Annotated in this window: 13 protein-coding genes; 2 read left to right on the top strand and 11 right to left on the bottom strand. The window is 63.9% G+C overall.

The window, feature by feature from the left end:
* Nucleotides 1-3: 3 nt before the first annotated feature.
* Nucleotides 4-957 carry a sugar-binding protein gene (locus tag IC761_RS06275; RefSeq protein WP_246791444.1) on the bottom strand — a complete coding sequence of 318 codons (954 nt, stop codon included), beginning with the start codon at nt 955-957 and terminating at the stop codon, nt 4-6.
* A gap of 287 nt (nt 958-1,244) precedes the next feature.
* Between IC761_RS06275 and IC761_RS06270 the strand changes: the two genes are divergently transcribed.
* Nucleotides 1,245-2,507 carry an ROK family protein gene (locus IC761_RS06270; RefSeq protein WP_195802411.1) on the top strand — a complete coding sequence of 421 codons (1,263 nt, stop codon included), beginning with the start codon at nt 1,245-1,247 and terminating at the stop codon, nt 2,505-2,507.
* Here the strand turns inward: IC761_RS06270 and IC761_RS06265 are convergent.
* The 10 genes from IC761_RS06265 to IC761_RS06220 all read right to left on the bottom strand — a co-directional run bounded on the left by IC761_RS06265 (nt 2,504) and on the right by IC761_RS06220 (nt 12,555).
* A complete protein-coding gene (locus tag IC761_RS06265; RefSeq protein ID WP_195802410.1) occupies nt 2,504-3,445 on the bottom strand; it encodes a prolipoprotein diacylglyceryl transferase in 942 nt (313 codons plus the stop codon). The genes IC761_RS06270 and IC761_RS06265 overlap by 4 nt on opposite strands.
* A gap of 141 nt (nt 3,446-3,586) precedes the next feature.
* Nucleotides 3,587-3,871 carry a cupin domain-containing protein gene (locus IC761_RS06260; RefSeq protein WP_195802409.1) on the bottom strand — a complete coding sequence of 95 codons (285 nt, stop codon included), beginning with the start codon at nt 3,869-3,871 and terminating at the stop codon, nt 3,587-3,589.
* A gap of 41 nt (nt 3,872-3,912) precedes the next feature.
* Nucleotides 3,913-5,010: a calcium:cation antiporter gene (locus tag IC761_RS06255; protein WP_195802408.1), complete on the bottom strand. Its 1,098-nt coding sequence runs from the start codon at nt 5,008-5,010 to the stop codon at nt 3,913-3,915.
* Between the two features lie 50 nt (nt 5,011-5,060).
* A complete protein-coding gene (locus IC761_RS06250; protein WP_195802407.1) occupies nt 5,061-6,536 on the bottom strand; it encodes a sodium:proton antiporter in 1,476 nt (491 codons plus the stop codon).
* A complete protein-coding gene (locus IC761_RS06245) occupies nt 6,490-7,287 on the bottom strand; it encodes an alpha/beta hydrolase (RefSeq protein ID WP_195804563.1) in 798 nt (265 codons plus the stop codon). The genes IC761_RS06250 and IC761_RS06245 overlap by 47 nt, the downstream gene beginning before the upstream one ends.
* A 42-nt stretch (nt 7,288-7,329) precedes the next feature.
* The gene (locus tag IC761_RS06240; protein WP_195802406.1) at nt 7,330-8,727 is read right to left on the bottom strand and encodes an NAD(P)(+) transhydrogenase (Re/Si-specific) subunit beta; all 1,398 of its coding nucleotides are present in this window, start codon (nt 8,725-8,727) and stop codon (nt 7,330-7,332) included.
* 39 nt (nt 8,728-8,766) lie between these two features.
* Entirely contained in the window at nt 8,767-9,084 is a 318-nt protein-coding gene (locus IC761_RS06235; protein WP_014492434.1) for a proton-translocating transhydrogenase family protein, read from the bottom strand.
* 11 nt (nt 9,085-9,095) lie between these two features.
* Nucleotides 9,096-10,223 carry a Re/Si-specific NAD(P)(+) transhydrogenase subunit alpha gene (locus IC761_RS06230; RefSeq protein ID WP_195802405.1) on the bottom strand — a complete coding sequence of 376 codons (1,128 nt, stop codon included), beginning with the start codon at nt 10,221-10,223 and terminating at the stop codon, nt 9,096-9,098.
* A gap of 136 nt (nt 10,224-10,359) precedes the next feature.
* Nucleotides 10,360-10,512, bottom strand: a complete 153-nt coding sequence (locus tag IC761_RS06225; RefSeq protein WP_008136857.1) for an aa3-type cytochrome c oxidase subunit IV — start codon at nt 10,510-10,512, stop codon at nt 10,360-10,362.
* A gap of 150 nt (nt 10,513-10,662) precedes the next feature.
* Complete coding sequence (locus IC761_RS06220; protein WP_195802404.1) at nt 10,663-12,555, bottom strand: M3 family oligoendopeptidase; 1,893 nt, start codon at nt 12,553-12,555, stop codon at nt 10,663-10,665.
* 139 nt (nt 12,556-12,694) lie between these two features.
* Between IC761_RS06220 and IC761_RS06215 the strand changes: the two genes are divergently transcribed.
* Nucleotides 12,695-14,191: a sigma-54-dependent transcriptional regulator gene (locus tag IC761_RS06215; RefSeq protein ID WP_195802403.1), complete on the top strand. Its 1,497-nt coding sequence runs from the start codon at nt 12,695-12,697 to the stop codon at nt 14,189-14,191.
* Nucleotides 14,192-14,484: the final 293 nt, after the last annotated feature.

Below are 14,484 nucleotides of genomic sequence, written 5' to 3'. Positions count from 1 at the left end.
AAATCACTTCTTCAGCAGCTCCTTCATATGAGCGGTGAACTCCGCGACGTTCGACTTGCCGATCACCTGGGTCGGCACGATCAGCTTGCTGTCGGCCGGAATCCAGGACTTGTCGCCGTTCAGCGTCTTGATGATGTTGACGGCGGAGAGATACCCGAATTCATACGGTTGCTGCACCACCGTCGACTCGATTGTGCCGTCGGAAATTCCCCGCAGCGTGCGCTGATCCTCGTCGAAGCCGACGATCTTCACCTTGCCGGCCTTGCCCGCCGCCTTGACCGCGTCATAGATCAGCGGTGTCTCGTAGCTCCAAAGGCCGGACAACAGCGCAATGTCCGGATATTTGACGAGCACGTTCTCCATGTTGGCCTTGGCCTTGGCGAAGTCCACCTGGTCGGTGAACACGTCGACCAGCTCGACCTTGGTGCCCGCGATCGCTTCCTTGATACCTTGCACCCGCTCGCGGGCGTTATCGGCGTCCATCGTGCCGACGAACAGCGCGATCTTGCCGCCGCTCGGCAACGCCTTCTTGATCTCCTCGCCCGCCTGCCGCCCGGCCGCGATGTTGTCGGTGCCGATATAGGCGAGGCGCTTGCTCTGCGGCGCGTCGCTATCCGTCGTGATCAGCACGGTCTTGGCCGCAACCTTGTTGAGCTCTTCGGTTGCATGTGGCGCATCGTCTACGGAGATCGAGATGCCGGCGACGCCGCGCACCAGCAGGTCGTCCAGCTCACGCCGCTGGCCCGCCGCGGTCGCATCGTTGGTGACGATCAACTGGATATCGTATTCCGGGTGCTCCTTCTGAGCCTTCTCGAGCCCGCGGCCGGCGATGGTCCAGAAATCGGCCGCGGCATTGGTCACCAGCGCGATGGTCTTTTTCTGCTGGGCCTGCGCCACGTCGATGGCCATCACGAGCGCGGTTGCGCTCGCCAACAACGGGACGATCAATTTCTTCATTGAGTGCTTCACGGGCATCCTCCCTTTTGATCACCCCGCATGAGGGGTAGCGCGGCGTTTACGCGCCTTATTTTATTTACGCGATGAATTAATTGCCGGGGAAAGCTCTCTGGTCAAGGCTGTTTCTGCTACAACCCTCGTGCAGGAGTAGCAATAAGGTATGATAGTGCGACTTTTGAGCACCACTTTTTCTCGTTTCCACCTCGGTCCGGCCGATTAATTTCCCGGGCCGAATTTAAAGGTTCCCGACATTGATTAACTTCGCAAACGAATTAAAAACCGGCGGCATGGATGACCAACCCGAGCCACCGAAACGTGCGTCAGGCGTGGCTCGCGGATCGAACCGTGGCCGTCTCGTCGAAGTCTTGCGACGCCAGGGACCATCGCCGCGGGTGGAGCTGGCGCGCAGCACGGGGCTGAGCTTCCCGGCCATTTCAGCCATAACGGCGCGGCTGATCTCGGATGAGCTGCTGTGCGAAGCCGAGTCCGAGACCGGCACGGCGATGTCGTGGCCCGGCGAGACCGACGAGGAGGACGCGGAGAACGGCCGTCGCCGCGGCCGGCCGGCGGTGCTGCTGACCCTGAACCCGGCGTTTGGCTGCATCATTGCGGTCTCGCTGCGCATGAACCAGATCGAGACACTGATCGCGGATTTCAGTGGCTCGGACCTGGCGCAATCGCGGCTCGCTCTCGCGACGCGCGCGCTCGATTCAGCCGCGCTGTGCGACCTCGTGATCGCACAGATCGACTCCATGCTCGAAGCGACGGCCACGCCGCGCCATCGGCTGCTTGGTATCGGGATCGCGCTCCAGGGCATCGTAAACGCCGACACCGGCCGGCATCTGTGGAGCCCGGCGCTCTCGGTTACCGACGTCGAACTGGCGAAGCCGATACGTCAGGCATTCGGCGTCGAGGTCGTGATGGCGAATGATGCCGTCGCAGTTGCGCTGGCCATCGCGGCCGCGGAGCCGGCACTGGCCCAGGGCCTGTCCGCCACGATCATGGTCGGCCACGGCGTCGGGATGGGCGTCGTGATCGACGGCGAGGCGCGCTGGGGCGCCGGCAGCGAGATCGGCCATGTCAAGCTGGCGCCGAACGGCCCTCAGTGCCGCTGCGGCCAGCGTGGCTGCATCGAGGCCCATCTCGCCGATTATGCGCTCTATCGAGATGCCCGCACCTTCCTTGACCTGCCGCCGGCGCTATCACAGCAGCCGTCCGAGGCGCAGATGGCTCTGCTGCGCGAGCGAGCAATGGACGGCGATCCTCGCCTCGCGCACTTATTCCGGCAAGCAGGCCATGCGCTTGCAGAGGCGGTCGCCGTAACAATATCGGTGCTGCGCCCGCAGCATGTCATCCTGGCGGGCTCCGGCCTGCAGGCATTTGAGATGATGCGCCCCGCCTATGAGGAGCGGCTCGAACAGGCGGTTTTGCCGTGGTTGCTCAAGTCCACTGCAATACATGTGCGTCCGAGCGAGTCGGTGACGATTCTCGACGGCATGGTGCGGCGAACGTTGGAGCTCGTGGACCGAAACTATATGGAGACGAGCTAGTCCGGGGTGACGTTCTTGGGCAGAACGGCGTGGAACATCGACTTGACGCCGGACAGCATCTCGTCGGCGACATTGCTCTTGGGCCGCGGCGCGGGCGCGCCGGCGTCGGCGCGCAGGTCGAGCGGCGGCGCGATTACCGGGACCGGAATATCCGCTGGCGGCGTCAACCGATTTGGATCGTCATTGCCGACCGAGGACGTATAGGGCGAGGTAGCCGGCGACGAAGCGCCATTACCGGAAGCGCCGTTGCCATAAGCTTCGGGGGATGGGGTCGAGACCGTGATCGGAGGTGGAAGCGGCCGCACGGCCGACGGCGCCGCAGTCACGACACGCGGAGCCTCCTGGGCACGAGGCGCTTCGGGCGTGCGAGCGGCCTCCTGCGACTGCGACGCGGGCTCAACCGGCTTTTCTGCCGACTTGCTCTCGGGGAACTTGCGCAGGCGCTCGATTGCGGCGCGCGCGAGATCGTTGGCATCGGGGCCCGCGGCCGCAGGCGCAACGGACGGAGCCGAATTGGCCTCCACCACGGGAACGGTGGCGGGAGCAGCAACAGCCGGGGTAGGCGCCGAGCTGGACTTGGCCGCTGCCTTCTCACGCGCCGACACGCGGCCGCGGGGGGTGGTCTCGGCGGGCGCCAAATCCGCAGCCTTGGTCTCGGCAGCAGGCTGCTCGGCCGGCTTGTCGGCAGCCTTCTCGACCGCTGCCTTCTCGGTCACGTTCTTCTCGGAAATACCCTTGGCCTTGACGCCGGGGGCCGGGAGGTTGGCCACATCGGCAGGCTTGCCGTTCTTGCCGGCCTGGGCAGGCGCCACCACCGCGGCTGGCGCATCCGCCGCCGGCTTGGCGTTGATGTAATGATTGACGATGTAGGCCCCGATGATCGTTGCGAGCACCGAGGGGAAAATATCCATCGAGATTTTAGCGAGGTATTTCAGCATTTCTCGGCCACTCCCCGCAGGATCTGATGCGGGAACTTTGAGGCATAGTAAGGGATCAACTGCGACGGATCGATGGCAATCGATCACGTCAGTCCAAGACTTCGGCTAAAGACTTCGGCGGAACACTTCCCAGAGGCTCCCCTAAGCCTTCAGCTCGATCTCAAGGAACACGATCTCGGTTGAGGTTTCGTTAAGCACGTCGTGCTGGACGCCGGCCTTGCGAAAGTAAGACTTCCCGGCCGCAAGCTGCGCCTTGGAGCGCTCGCCGCCCGGCGCCACGATGGTCATTTCGCCGGCGACGACGGGAACAATCACATAGTCCATCCCATGGGTGTGGTGCCCGGTAGCGCTGCCCGGGGCGAGTCGCCATTCGGTCACCCGGACCTCGTCATTGTCGATCTGAACCTCGGACTTGGCGGTAAGCATCGGAACCTTCTCCAAACAATAATCTGAAGCGCGATCGCGCTTCAGGGCACGAAAACCATGAACACGTACACCGCAAATACCACCATATGGACCAGTCCGAACAGGACGTTGGTCCTGCCCGTACCGAAGGTCAGCATGCTCAGGAAGAAGGTCAGGAGCAGCAGCACGATGCCCTGGGGGCTAAGGCCAAGCTCGAGTTCCTTGCCCAGCGCGTAGGTGGCGACGCCGACGGCCGGAATCGTTAGCCCGATGGTTGCCAACGACGATCCGAGCGCGAGGTTGATGCTCTTCTGGAGGTCGTTCTTCCGGGCCGCCGAAATGGCCGAGACGCCCTCAGGCATCAGGATCAGGAGTGCGACCAGAAGCCCGGCAAAGGCCGGCGGCGCCCCGATCTTGATCGCGACCGCATCGACCACCAGCGAGAATTTCTTGGCCAGCAGCACCACCGCCAACAGCGAAGCCAGCAGCATCACGACGCTAAGCACGAACATCCCGCCCGAGAGGTGGACTTCCCCGCCCTCGCCGTCGGCACGTTCATGGACGAAGTAATCCTGGTGCAGCACCGTCTGAGTGTACAAAAACACCGCGTAGAGCGCGAGCGTGACTACGTCGACGAAGCCAAGCTGGATCGTCGAATAGACCGGCCCCGGCGTCGTCGTGGTGTAGTTCGGCATGATCAGTGTGATGGTCGCCAGCGCGAACAGAACGCTGAGATAGACGTTGGCGCCGGAGAGCTGAAAACCCTGCTCGCGGTAGCGCAAGCCGCCGATGAAGATGCAGAGCCCGACCAGCCCGTTGCAGACGATCATCACGACCGCAAACACGGTGTCACGCGCCAGTGCCGGCGCGGGTTTGTCGCCCAGCATGATCGTCGTGATCAGCGCAACCTCGATGATGGTCACCGAGAGCGTCAGCAGCAGCGTCCCAAAAGGTTCGCCGACCCGCTCCGCGATCACCTCGGCATGATGAACGGCGGCGAACACCGTCCCGAACAGGATCACGAGCAGCACGATCGCAAAGCCGAGCCCGCCCGGCGAAAGCGTGAATACATAGCCTGTCGCGGTAACAACTGCGAATAACAGCACGGCCAGCGCCGGGAAGATCCAGGCCGATCTCGGCATCGGGCTATGCGCGCTCATCCACCGCTCCAAATTGCTCGGGCTCAGCAGTAGCAAATCGGCCGGCGGATTCAATGCCAGTGCAGGATCGGCGCGACCGGCAGGAGGGTGAGCAGCAGAAACAGCGGGATCAGCACGGCGCCGGCCCGCAGCAGATAACCGAAGAAGCTCGGCATCTCGATGCCGTTCTCATTGGCGATGCTGCTCACCATGAAGTTCGGCGCGTTGCCGATATAGGTGAGCGCGCCCATATAGACCGCGCCCATGGAGATCGAGGCGAGCGTGCCCGCGAGAGGGCCCATCAGCACCTGCGGATCGCCGCCGGCGAGCTCGAAGAACAACAGATAGGTCGGCGCATTGTCAAGGAATGCCGACATCAGGCCGGTGAACCAGAAATAGGCCGCCTCGCGCGGCGTCCCGTCTGGCGCGGTCACCGCCGACAACAGCCAGGCGAACGCGCCGTGATGGCCGGCGTCGAGCATGGCGATGACCGGAATGATCGCGACAAAGATGCCGGCAAAGAGTTTTGCGACCTCGCGGATCGGCTCCCAGGTGAAGCCGTTGGCCTCCCTGTGCTCGTCCGGCGTCAGCCAGACCGACAGGGCGGCAATGACCAGCAGCACGACATTTCGCACGAGGCTCTCGAGCTCCATCCGCGTACCGAAGACATCAAATGCAATGCCCGGCTTCCACATCGCCGACCCCAACAGGCTCGCGACAATGGCCGCGATCAGCGCGAGGTTGACGAGGCCGCGAATCCGGATGGGTTCTCCAGGTCCCGCCGCGCCGGACCGTGGTTCGCTGCGGAAACGCCAGGCATCGACAACGGAGAAGATGGCAAGCAGCAGGCCTGCAACGATCGCGGTCTGGAGCCAGATGTTGCGGGTGGTCCAGAAGAAGTCGACGCCGTGCAGGAAGCCGACGAACAGCGGGGGGTCGCCGAGCGGGCTCAGCGCCCCGCCGACATTGGCCACCAGAATGATGAAGAAGACGACGACATGGGCGTTATGTCGCCGCGACCGGTTGGCGCGGATCAGCGGCCGGATCAGGATCATCGCGGCACCGGTGGTACCGACGACACTCGCCATCAGCGTGCCCAGCGCCATGATGCCGGTGTTTGCCCATGGCGTGCCCCTGATGTCGCCGCTGACGAGGATGCCGCCCGCCACGACATAGAGCGCGAACAGCAGCACGATGAAGCCGAGATATTCGGCGAGCAGCGCTTGAACGAGCGCGGCGAGCATCGCCATGCCGCCGGCAAGCCAGACCAGCGCGCCGAGCGCCAGCAGCGACCAGACGGCTGCGATCTTGCCGTAATGGTGATGCCAGAATTTCGGGGCCAGCAGCGGCCCGAGCGCGATCGAGAGCAGGAGACCAGCAAATGGCAGCGCATAGGGCCAGCCCATTGCCGCGCCGTCGAGGGCGGCTGCAGCCCATACAGGCTGTGGCAAGAGCACGAGAATCGCGGCGATGAGTCCGCCCGCACACCTTGCGAGCCATCTAATCTGCAATGAAGCGCCTCGCCGTTTCAATCGCACCGAAAGCATCGAGATTTTCGTGTCCGCCGCCCGCAAAGCGGACGAACTGCTTCGGTTCATGCGCGAGCGCGAACAGACGCTCTCCGAACCCGATCGAAATGGCAAGGTCATTGGTGCCATGCATCACCAGCAGCGGCACCGTGACGCGCGCGATCCGCTGGTCGGAACGAAACTGATCGCGCATCAAGAGGCGGACCGGGACGAAGCGGAACATTGAGGCGGCGACATCGACCGTCGAGGTGTACGGCGCCTCCAGGATTAATTTGCCGACGGCTTGCTCGGAGGCAACCGCGACCGCAACGCCCGTCCCGAGTGAAAAGCCCCAGGCGACAATTCGATCCGCCGCATAGCGCGCGGTGGTGAAGGCGTAGGCGGCTCTGGCATCGCGCAGCAGGCCCTCTTCGCTCGGCGCGCCGCTCGAGCCGGCATAGCCGCGATAGGACAACGCGACGAGGCCGGTCCCGTCAGCCGTGATCGCCTTGAAGCGGCTGACCCGGCCGGCGAGAAAGTCGCCATTGCCGGGGAAGAACAGGACGACGGGACGGCCTGGCTTGGCCGGCACGTGCCAGACGATGACCTTCTCGCCATCCGACGTGGTCAGCACATGCTCTTCCGCCTCGGCGAAGCCCGCGGCATCCGGCGCGGTGCGGCCGACGGGCGGGATCGGAAACAGCATGTCGCGCTGCTTCAGATAGAGCAGGGCGAGACCGGCGAGATAACCGGCCGCGAGGATGATGAGGATCCACTTGAGGATGATCATGCCGGAGCGGCGTGTCATTTGACCCGCTATTCCGGCACGATGCTACATCGCCTTGACGATGTTCTCGGTGACCTTCTTGGCGTCGCCGAGCAGCATCATGGTGTTGTCGCGATAGAACAGCGGATTGTCGATGCCGGCGTAACCCGATGCCAGCGAGCGCTTGATGAACATCACGGTGCCGGCCTTCCAGACCTGGAGCACCGGCATGCCGTAGATCGGCGAGGTCTTGTCCTCTTCGGCCGCGGGGTTGGTGACGTCGTTGGCGCCGATCACGAAGGCGATGTCGGCCTGCGCGAATTCGGAGTTGATGTCCTCGAGCTCGAACACCTCGTCATAGGGCACGTTGGCCTCGGCCAACAGCACGTTCATGTGGCCGGGCATCCGGCCCGCGACCGGGTGAATGGCGTATTTCACCTCGACGCCTTCCTTCTTCAGGATGTCGGCCATCTCGCGCAGCGCATGCTGGGCCTGCGCCACCGCCATGCCGTAGCCGGGCACGATGATGACCTTGGAGGCGTTCTTCATGATGAAGGCGGCGTCGTCCGCCGAGCCGAGCTTGGCCGGCTTCTGCTCGCCTGTCGCCCCGCCGGCAGCAGCCGTCTCGCCGCCGAAGCCGCCGAGGATGACCGAGATGAAGGACCGGTTCATCGCGTGGCACATGATGTAGGACAGGATCGCGCCCGACGAGCCGACCAGCGCGCCCGTGATGATCAACGCCGAATTGCCGAGCGTGAAACCGATGCCGGCCGCGGCCCAGCCGGAATAGGAGTTCAGCATCGAGATCACGACCGGCATGTCGGCGCCGCCGATCGGGATGATCATGAGCACGCCGAGCGCCAGCGCCAGGATGACGATCAGCCAGAAGTCGACCGCGCTGCCAGTCAGCACGAGGCCGACGATGAAGAACACCAGCGCCACAGCGAGCGCGATATTGATGATGTGGCGGAACGGCAGGATGATCGGCGCGCCGCTCATGCGTGCGGACAGCTTCAGGAACGCGATCACCGAGCCGGTGAAGGTCAGCGCGCCGATGGCGACGCCGAGCGACATTTCGACCAGGCTCTGCGAATGGATGTTGCCGGGCGTGCCGATGTCGAAAGCCTCGGGCGCGTAGAACGCACCGGCGGCGACCAGCACCGCGGCCATGCCGACCAGCGAGTGGAAGGCGGCGACCAGTTCCGGCATCGACGTCATCGGCACGCGGCGGGCGATCACCGCGCCGATGCTGCCGCCGATCGCGATACCAACGATGACGAGCACCCAGGCGAGACCGTCTGCCGGCGGATGGTTGGCCAGCGTGGTGGCGACCGCGATCGCCATGCCGATCATGCCGAACAGATTGCCCTGGCGCGACGACGCCGGGCTCGACAGCCCGCGCAGCGACAGGATGAACAGCACTCCCGCCACGAGATACAAAAATGCAGAGAGATTGGCGCTCATCTCAGGTCCCCATTGATCCCATCAGCCCGAGGTGGCCGCTTACTTCGACTTCTTCTTGTACATCGCCAGCATGCGCTGGGTGACAAGGAAGCCGCCGAAGATGTTGATGCAGGCAAAGATCAGCGCGACGAAGCCGAAGGCGCGCGCCCAGCCGGAGCCGCTCGAGACGTTGGCGACACCACCCGCGAGCAGCGCGCCGACCACGATCACCGAGGAGATCGCGTTGGTCACGCTCATCAGCGGCGTGTGCAGCGCAGGGGTCACCGACCACACCACGAAATAGCCGACGAAGACGGCGAGGACGAAGATCGACAGCCGGAAGATGAAGGGGTCGACGACCTGTGCAGCATGCTCCATGGCGGCTCTCCTTAGGCCTTCGGCTGGAAGTTCGGGTGGATGACAGCGCCGTCCCTGGTCAGGGCGGTGGCCTTGACGAGTTCGTCGTCCCAGTTCACGGCGAGCGCCTTGCTGGCCTTGTCGACCATGGTCTCGATGAAGTTGAACAGGTTGCGCGCGTAAAGGCTGGAGGCCGACGCCGCGACGCGGCCGGCGACATTGGTGTAGCCGACGATCTTGATGCCATCGAGGTCGACGACCTCACCGGCCTTGGCGCCCTCGACGTTGCCGCCGCGCTCGACGGCGAGATCCACCAGCACCGAACCCGGCTTCATCGACTTGACCATCTCGCCGGAGACGAGCTTCGGCGCCGGCCGGCCCGGGATCAGCGCGGTGGTGATCACGATGTCCTGCTTCTTGATGTGCTCGGCGGTGAGCGCGGCCTGCTTGGCCTGGTACTCCTTGGACATTTCCTTGGCGTAGCCGCCGGCGGTCTGCGCGTTCTTGAACTCCTCGTCCTCGACAGCGAGGAATTTCGCACCGAGCGATTCCACCTGCTCCTTCGTTGCGGGCCGGACGTCGGTCGCGGTGACGACGGCGCCGAGACGGCGCGCGGTCGCGATCGCCTGGAGACCGGCGACGCCGACGCCCATCACGAACACCTTGGCGGCCGGAACGGTGCCGGCGGCCGTCATCATCATCGGGAAGGCGCGGCCGAACGCCTCGGCGCCCTCGATCACGGCGCGGTAGCCGGCGAGGTTCGCCTGCGAGGACAGCACGTCCATCACCTGCGCGCGGGTGATGCGCGGCATCAATTCCATCGCGAAGGCGGAGACACCGGCATCGGCCATCGCCTTCAACGCGGCTTCATTGCCGTAAGGGTCCATGATGGCGATGACGAGTGCGCCGCGCTTGTATTGCGCAAGCTCGGATGCCTCCGGGCGCTTCACCTTGATGATGATGTCGGCGTCAACAAGCGCATCGGCGCTGACGGTGGCACCCACAGCGGTGAACTCGGAATCCGGCAGGCCCGATTTGAGGCCGGCGCCCGGCTCGACTGCGATCTCGGCGCCTAACGCCCTAAACTTCTTCACCGTATCAGGCGAAGCGGCAACGCGCGGTTCCGACGGATCGATTTCCTTGGCAACGGCGATCTTCATAGGCCCTCCGGCGACGCGGGACGAAGCGCGCACGCAAACTTAGCGTCACTCCCGCAACGTTGGATACCGGTTTTGGTACCGGCTTGAATGCAAATATTATGAGCACCGACGACGCTGGCGGTGCAACAGGCGATGCTCAGGTGAGGAAGATCGCCATCAGGATCACGATGAGCGCGACCGAGGCCGTTCCGTACTTCACCAGCTTGATGAAGCCCTCATAGGTCTGCTCGTGGGCAACGTAGTCGTTGCCGTCGGCGGTGGTGTACGCCACTTCGCTATGGTCAGCCATGGAATGTCCCCAGTCGAACGTCGAATTCTTGGGCTGGGATACCTTAAACCTTCGGGCAGGGCAACGGCGCCGAGACGGGGTTTTCCGGCAAATCGGCTCATTTGGAATCCGGATTGTCGCAGATCCGGCGCCTGAGCCCGCCCTGCCCGCTCAGCCCATCGCCTCCAGCTCGTCGATCATCCCCGCGATGACGCTCAAACCCCCATCCCAGAATTTTGGATCCTTGGCGTCGAGCCCGAACGGCCGTAGCAGCTCGGAATAATGCTTGGTGCCGCCGGCGGCGAGCATGTCGAGATAGCGCTCGGCAAAACCGTCAGCTGCGTTCTCGTAGACGGCATAGAGCGAGTTCACGAGGCAATCGCCGAAGGCATAGGCGTAGACGTAGAACGGCGAATGGATGAAATGCGGGATGTACATCCAGTAGCTCTCGTAGCCCGCCTTGATCTCGATCGCGGGGCCTAAGCTCTCACCCTGCACCGACAGCCAGATCTCGCCGAGCCGCGTCGCAGTGAGCTCACCATTCTTGCGCTCGGTGTGCACCGCGCGCTCGAACGAATAGAACGCGATTTGCCGCACCACGGTGTTGATCATGTCCTCGACCTTGCCGGCGAGCAGCGCCTGGCGCTGTTTTGCATTCTTGGTCTGGGCAAGGAGCCGCTTGAACGTGAGCATTTCGCCGAACACGCTCGCGGTCTCGGCCAGCGTCAGCGGCGTCGGCGCCATCAGCGCGCCGTTCTTCGCAGCCAGCACCTGGTGCACGCCATGGCCGAGCTCGTGCGCGAGCGTCATCACGTCGCGCGGCTTGCCCTGGTAGTTCATCAGCACATAGGGGTGCGCCGACGGCGTGGTCGGATGCGAGAATGCGCCGGGCGCCTTGCCCGGACGCACCGGCGCATCGATCCAGCGGTCGGTGAAGAAGCGCTCGGCGATGTCGGCCATCTTGGGCGAGAAGCCACGATAGGCCGACAGCACCATGTTGCGCGCCTCGGGCCAGGCGATGGTGTCGGTCGCCGCGAACGGCAGCGGCGCGTTGCGGTCCCAATAAGCGAGCCGCTTCTTCTTGAACCACTTTGCCTTCAGCCCGTAATAGCGGTGCGACAACTTTGGATAGGCGGCGCGCACGGAGGCGACCAGTGCATCCACCACCTCGCGCTCGACGCGATTGTTCAGATGGCGGGAGTCCGCAACGTCCTTGAAGCCGCGCCAGCGGTCGGAAATGTCCTTGTCCTTGGTGAGCGTATTGGTGATCAGCGCGAAGGTGCGCTCATTGGCCTTGAAGGTTTTTGCCAGCGCTTCCGCCGCGGCCTTGCGCTTGGCGCCGTCGCGGTCAGCCAAGAAGTTGAGCGTCGGCTCGATCGCGAGCTCCTTGGACCCGACCTTGAAGCGCAGGCCGGAGATGGTCTGGTCGAACAGCCGGTTGAAGGCGGAATAGCCGGTCTGCGCCTTCTCCAGGAAAAGCTGCTCGAGCTTGTCGTCGAGCTGATACGGCTTCTCCTTGCGCAGATCCTCGATCCAGGGACGGTAATGCGCGAGCTCGGGTGCCTGCATCGCGCGGGTCAAAATATCGTCATCGATCCGGTTGAGCTCGAGCGCGAAGAACAGAAGATGCGTCGACGCCGCTGTCAGCCGCTCGGACACATCGCCGTAAAACTTTGAAATCGCAGGGTCCACGCTGTCTCCGGCATGGACGAGACCGGCGTAGGAGCCGAGACGACCGGCGAGATCGTCGATCGCCTCATAGCGTCGCACGGCTTCCGCGAGCCATTTTCCGCCATCTTCGTTTGCTGTCCCTGTCGCGAGCTTGCCCTTGTAGTCGGTCTCGAACGCGACGCAATCGGCATCCATCGTGTCGAGATCGCGCGCCACTTCCGGCGCGTCGATGCCGGAATAGAGATCGGCGAGGTTCCACTCGGGAAGCTTGCCAGTCTTGCTCGCAGGCTTGGCGAGTGAAGTCTTGGCGAGTGAAGTCCTGGCGGAGGGTTTGGCCTTGGTGGCGACTTTCTTGGTGTTCGGCTTGCGGAGAGCAGAGGAGCGCGAGGTCATCGTGTGGAAAACCTGTGTTCAACGATCGCAATGGCATGGATCGCAATGGCTGGGGTCGGCAAGGTTTAAGAGTGCGTTAATCGGCTTCGGCCAGAGTGCCCCGATTCGAGACAGATAGTTGTAGCGTGCGGGGAACACCATGGCTGCCAGTATTTTGATCGCCGACGACGACGCTGTAGCCCGCCGGCTGGTCGAGAACATGGTGCAGAAATGCGGCTATGAGACGGTCGTCGTCGAATCCGGCGACGCGGCGCTCGCCACCCTCACCGCCCCCGATGCGCCGGCCATCGACGCCGTCATCCTCGATCTCGTGATGCCGGGCCTCGACGGCATGGGCGTCTTGGCGAAAATCCGCGAAGCGGGCCTTAGCGTGCCCGTCATCGTGCAGACCGCCCACGGCGGCATCGACAACGTGATCTCGGCGATGCGCGCCGGCGCCGCCGATTTCGTGGTCAAGCCGGTCGGCATGGAGCGGCTTCAGGTCTCGTTGCGCAACGCGCTCAACGCCTCAGCGCTCAAGGGCGAATTGCAGCGCATTCGTCATAGCCGCGAAGGACGGTTGACCTTCTCCGACATCATCACTCGCGCCGAGGCGATGGCACCGGTGATGCGCGCGGCACAGAAGGCGGCGAACTCGTCGATCCCCGTGCTGATCGAAGGTGAGTCCGGCGTCGGCAAGGAAATGTTCGCGCGCGCCATCCATGGCAGCGGCGAGCGCAAGGCAAAACCGTTCGTCGCGGTCAATTGCGGCGCGATCCCCGACAACCTCGTCGAGTCCATCCTGTTCGGCCACGAGAAGGGCGCCTTCACCGGCGCGACCGAGCGGCACACGGGCAAATTCCTCGAGGCCCATGGCGGCACGCTGTTTCTGGACGAGATCAGCGAGCTGCCGCTGACCGCGCAGGTCAAGCTGCTGCGCGCGCTCCAGGAGGGCGCCGTTGAAGCCGTCGGCGGCCGCAAGCCGGTCAAGATCGACGTCCGCATCATCTCCGCGACCAACCGCAAGTTGCTGGAGCGGGTGAAGCAGGGCCACTTCCGGGAAGATCTGTTCTATCGCCTGCACGTGCTGCCGCTGACGATCCCCTCGCTCAAGGCCCGGCGCGAGGACATCCCGCATCTCCTGCGCTATTTCCTGGCGCGCTTTGCCGCCGAAGAGAACCGTCCGATCACTGGCATCAGCGGCGAGGCCGTAGCGCATCTCTCTCAGCTCGACTGGCCCGGCAACATCCGTCAGCTCGAAAATGCGGTCTACCGCGCCGTGGTGATGAGCGAAGGCGACCAGCTTGGTCTGGACGACTTCCCGCTGCTCGCCTCGCATCCGCATTCCGTCACGGAGATTCCGACCGCACCGCTGATGATCGAGCCGATCGGGGCGCCTGCCATGGTATCGGGTAGTGAAATACCCATCGCCCCGCTGCCCTCGACCGGGACCCTCGCCATGCTGACCCCAACCGGCGACGTCCGCGCGCTGGAGGACATGGAGAACGAGATCATCCGTTTCGCCATCTCGCATTACCGCGGGCAGATGTCCGAGGTCGCCCGCCGCCTCAAGATCGGCCGCTCCACCCTCTATCGCAAACTCGACGAAGCCGGCGTGCAGGGCCATGGCGGGAAAAGCGGCGAGGAGACGCACTGAACCGCACTGTGAACGGCGGTTTGCCCGATACTGCGGCATGGCCGTAAGCCGTTCGCATTACGGAGATTTCGACCCGTTCAGGAACCGTGACTTGGAAGTGACAGAGGCAGGGAAAAGCGCGGGGCAGAGGCGCACAATCCGTTGCAAAGCGGCGTCCTTGAAGTCAGTTTGTCGTGAGTTGTCCCGAGTAGCGCTGGCTGCTGAATCGGGGCCTGTATATCGTCTGCGTAAGAATCGTTGCGTGCAGGCGTGCAACTTTCGAGAGGCCGGCGCAATTAGCCGAAGCTGATAGA

Origin of the sequence: Bradyrhizobium commune, from assembly GCF_015624505.1 — a bacterium.
GTDB classification, from domain to species: Bacteria; Pseudomonadota; Alphaproteobacteria; order Rhizobiales; family Xanthobacteraceae; genus Bradyrhizobium; species Bradyrhizobium commune.
Note: the sequence above shows the minus strand (reverse complement) of the source record. Positions and strands in the feature narration are given on the sequence as shown.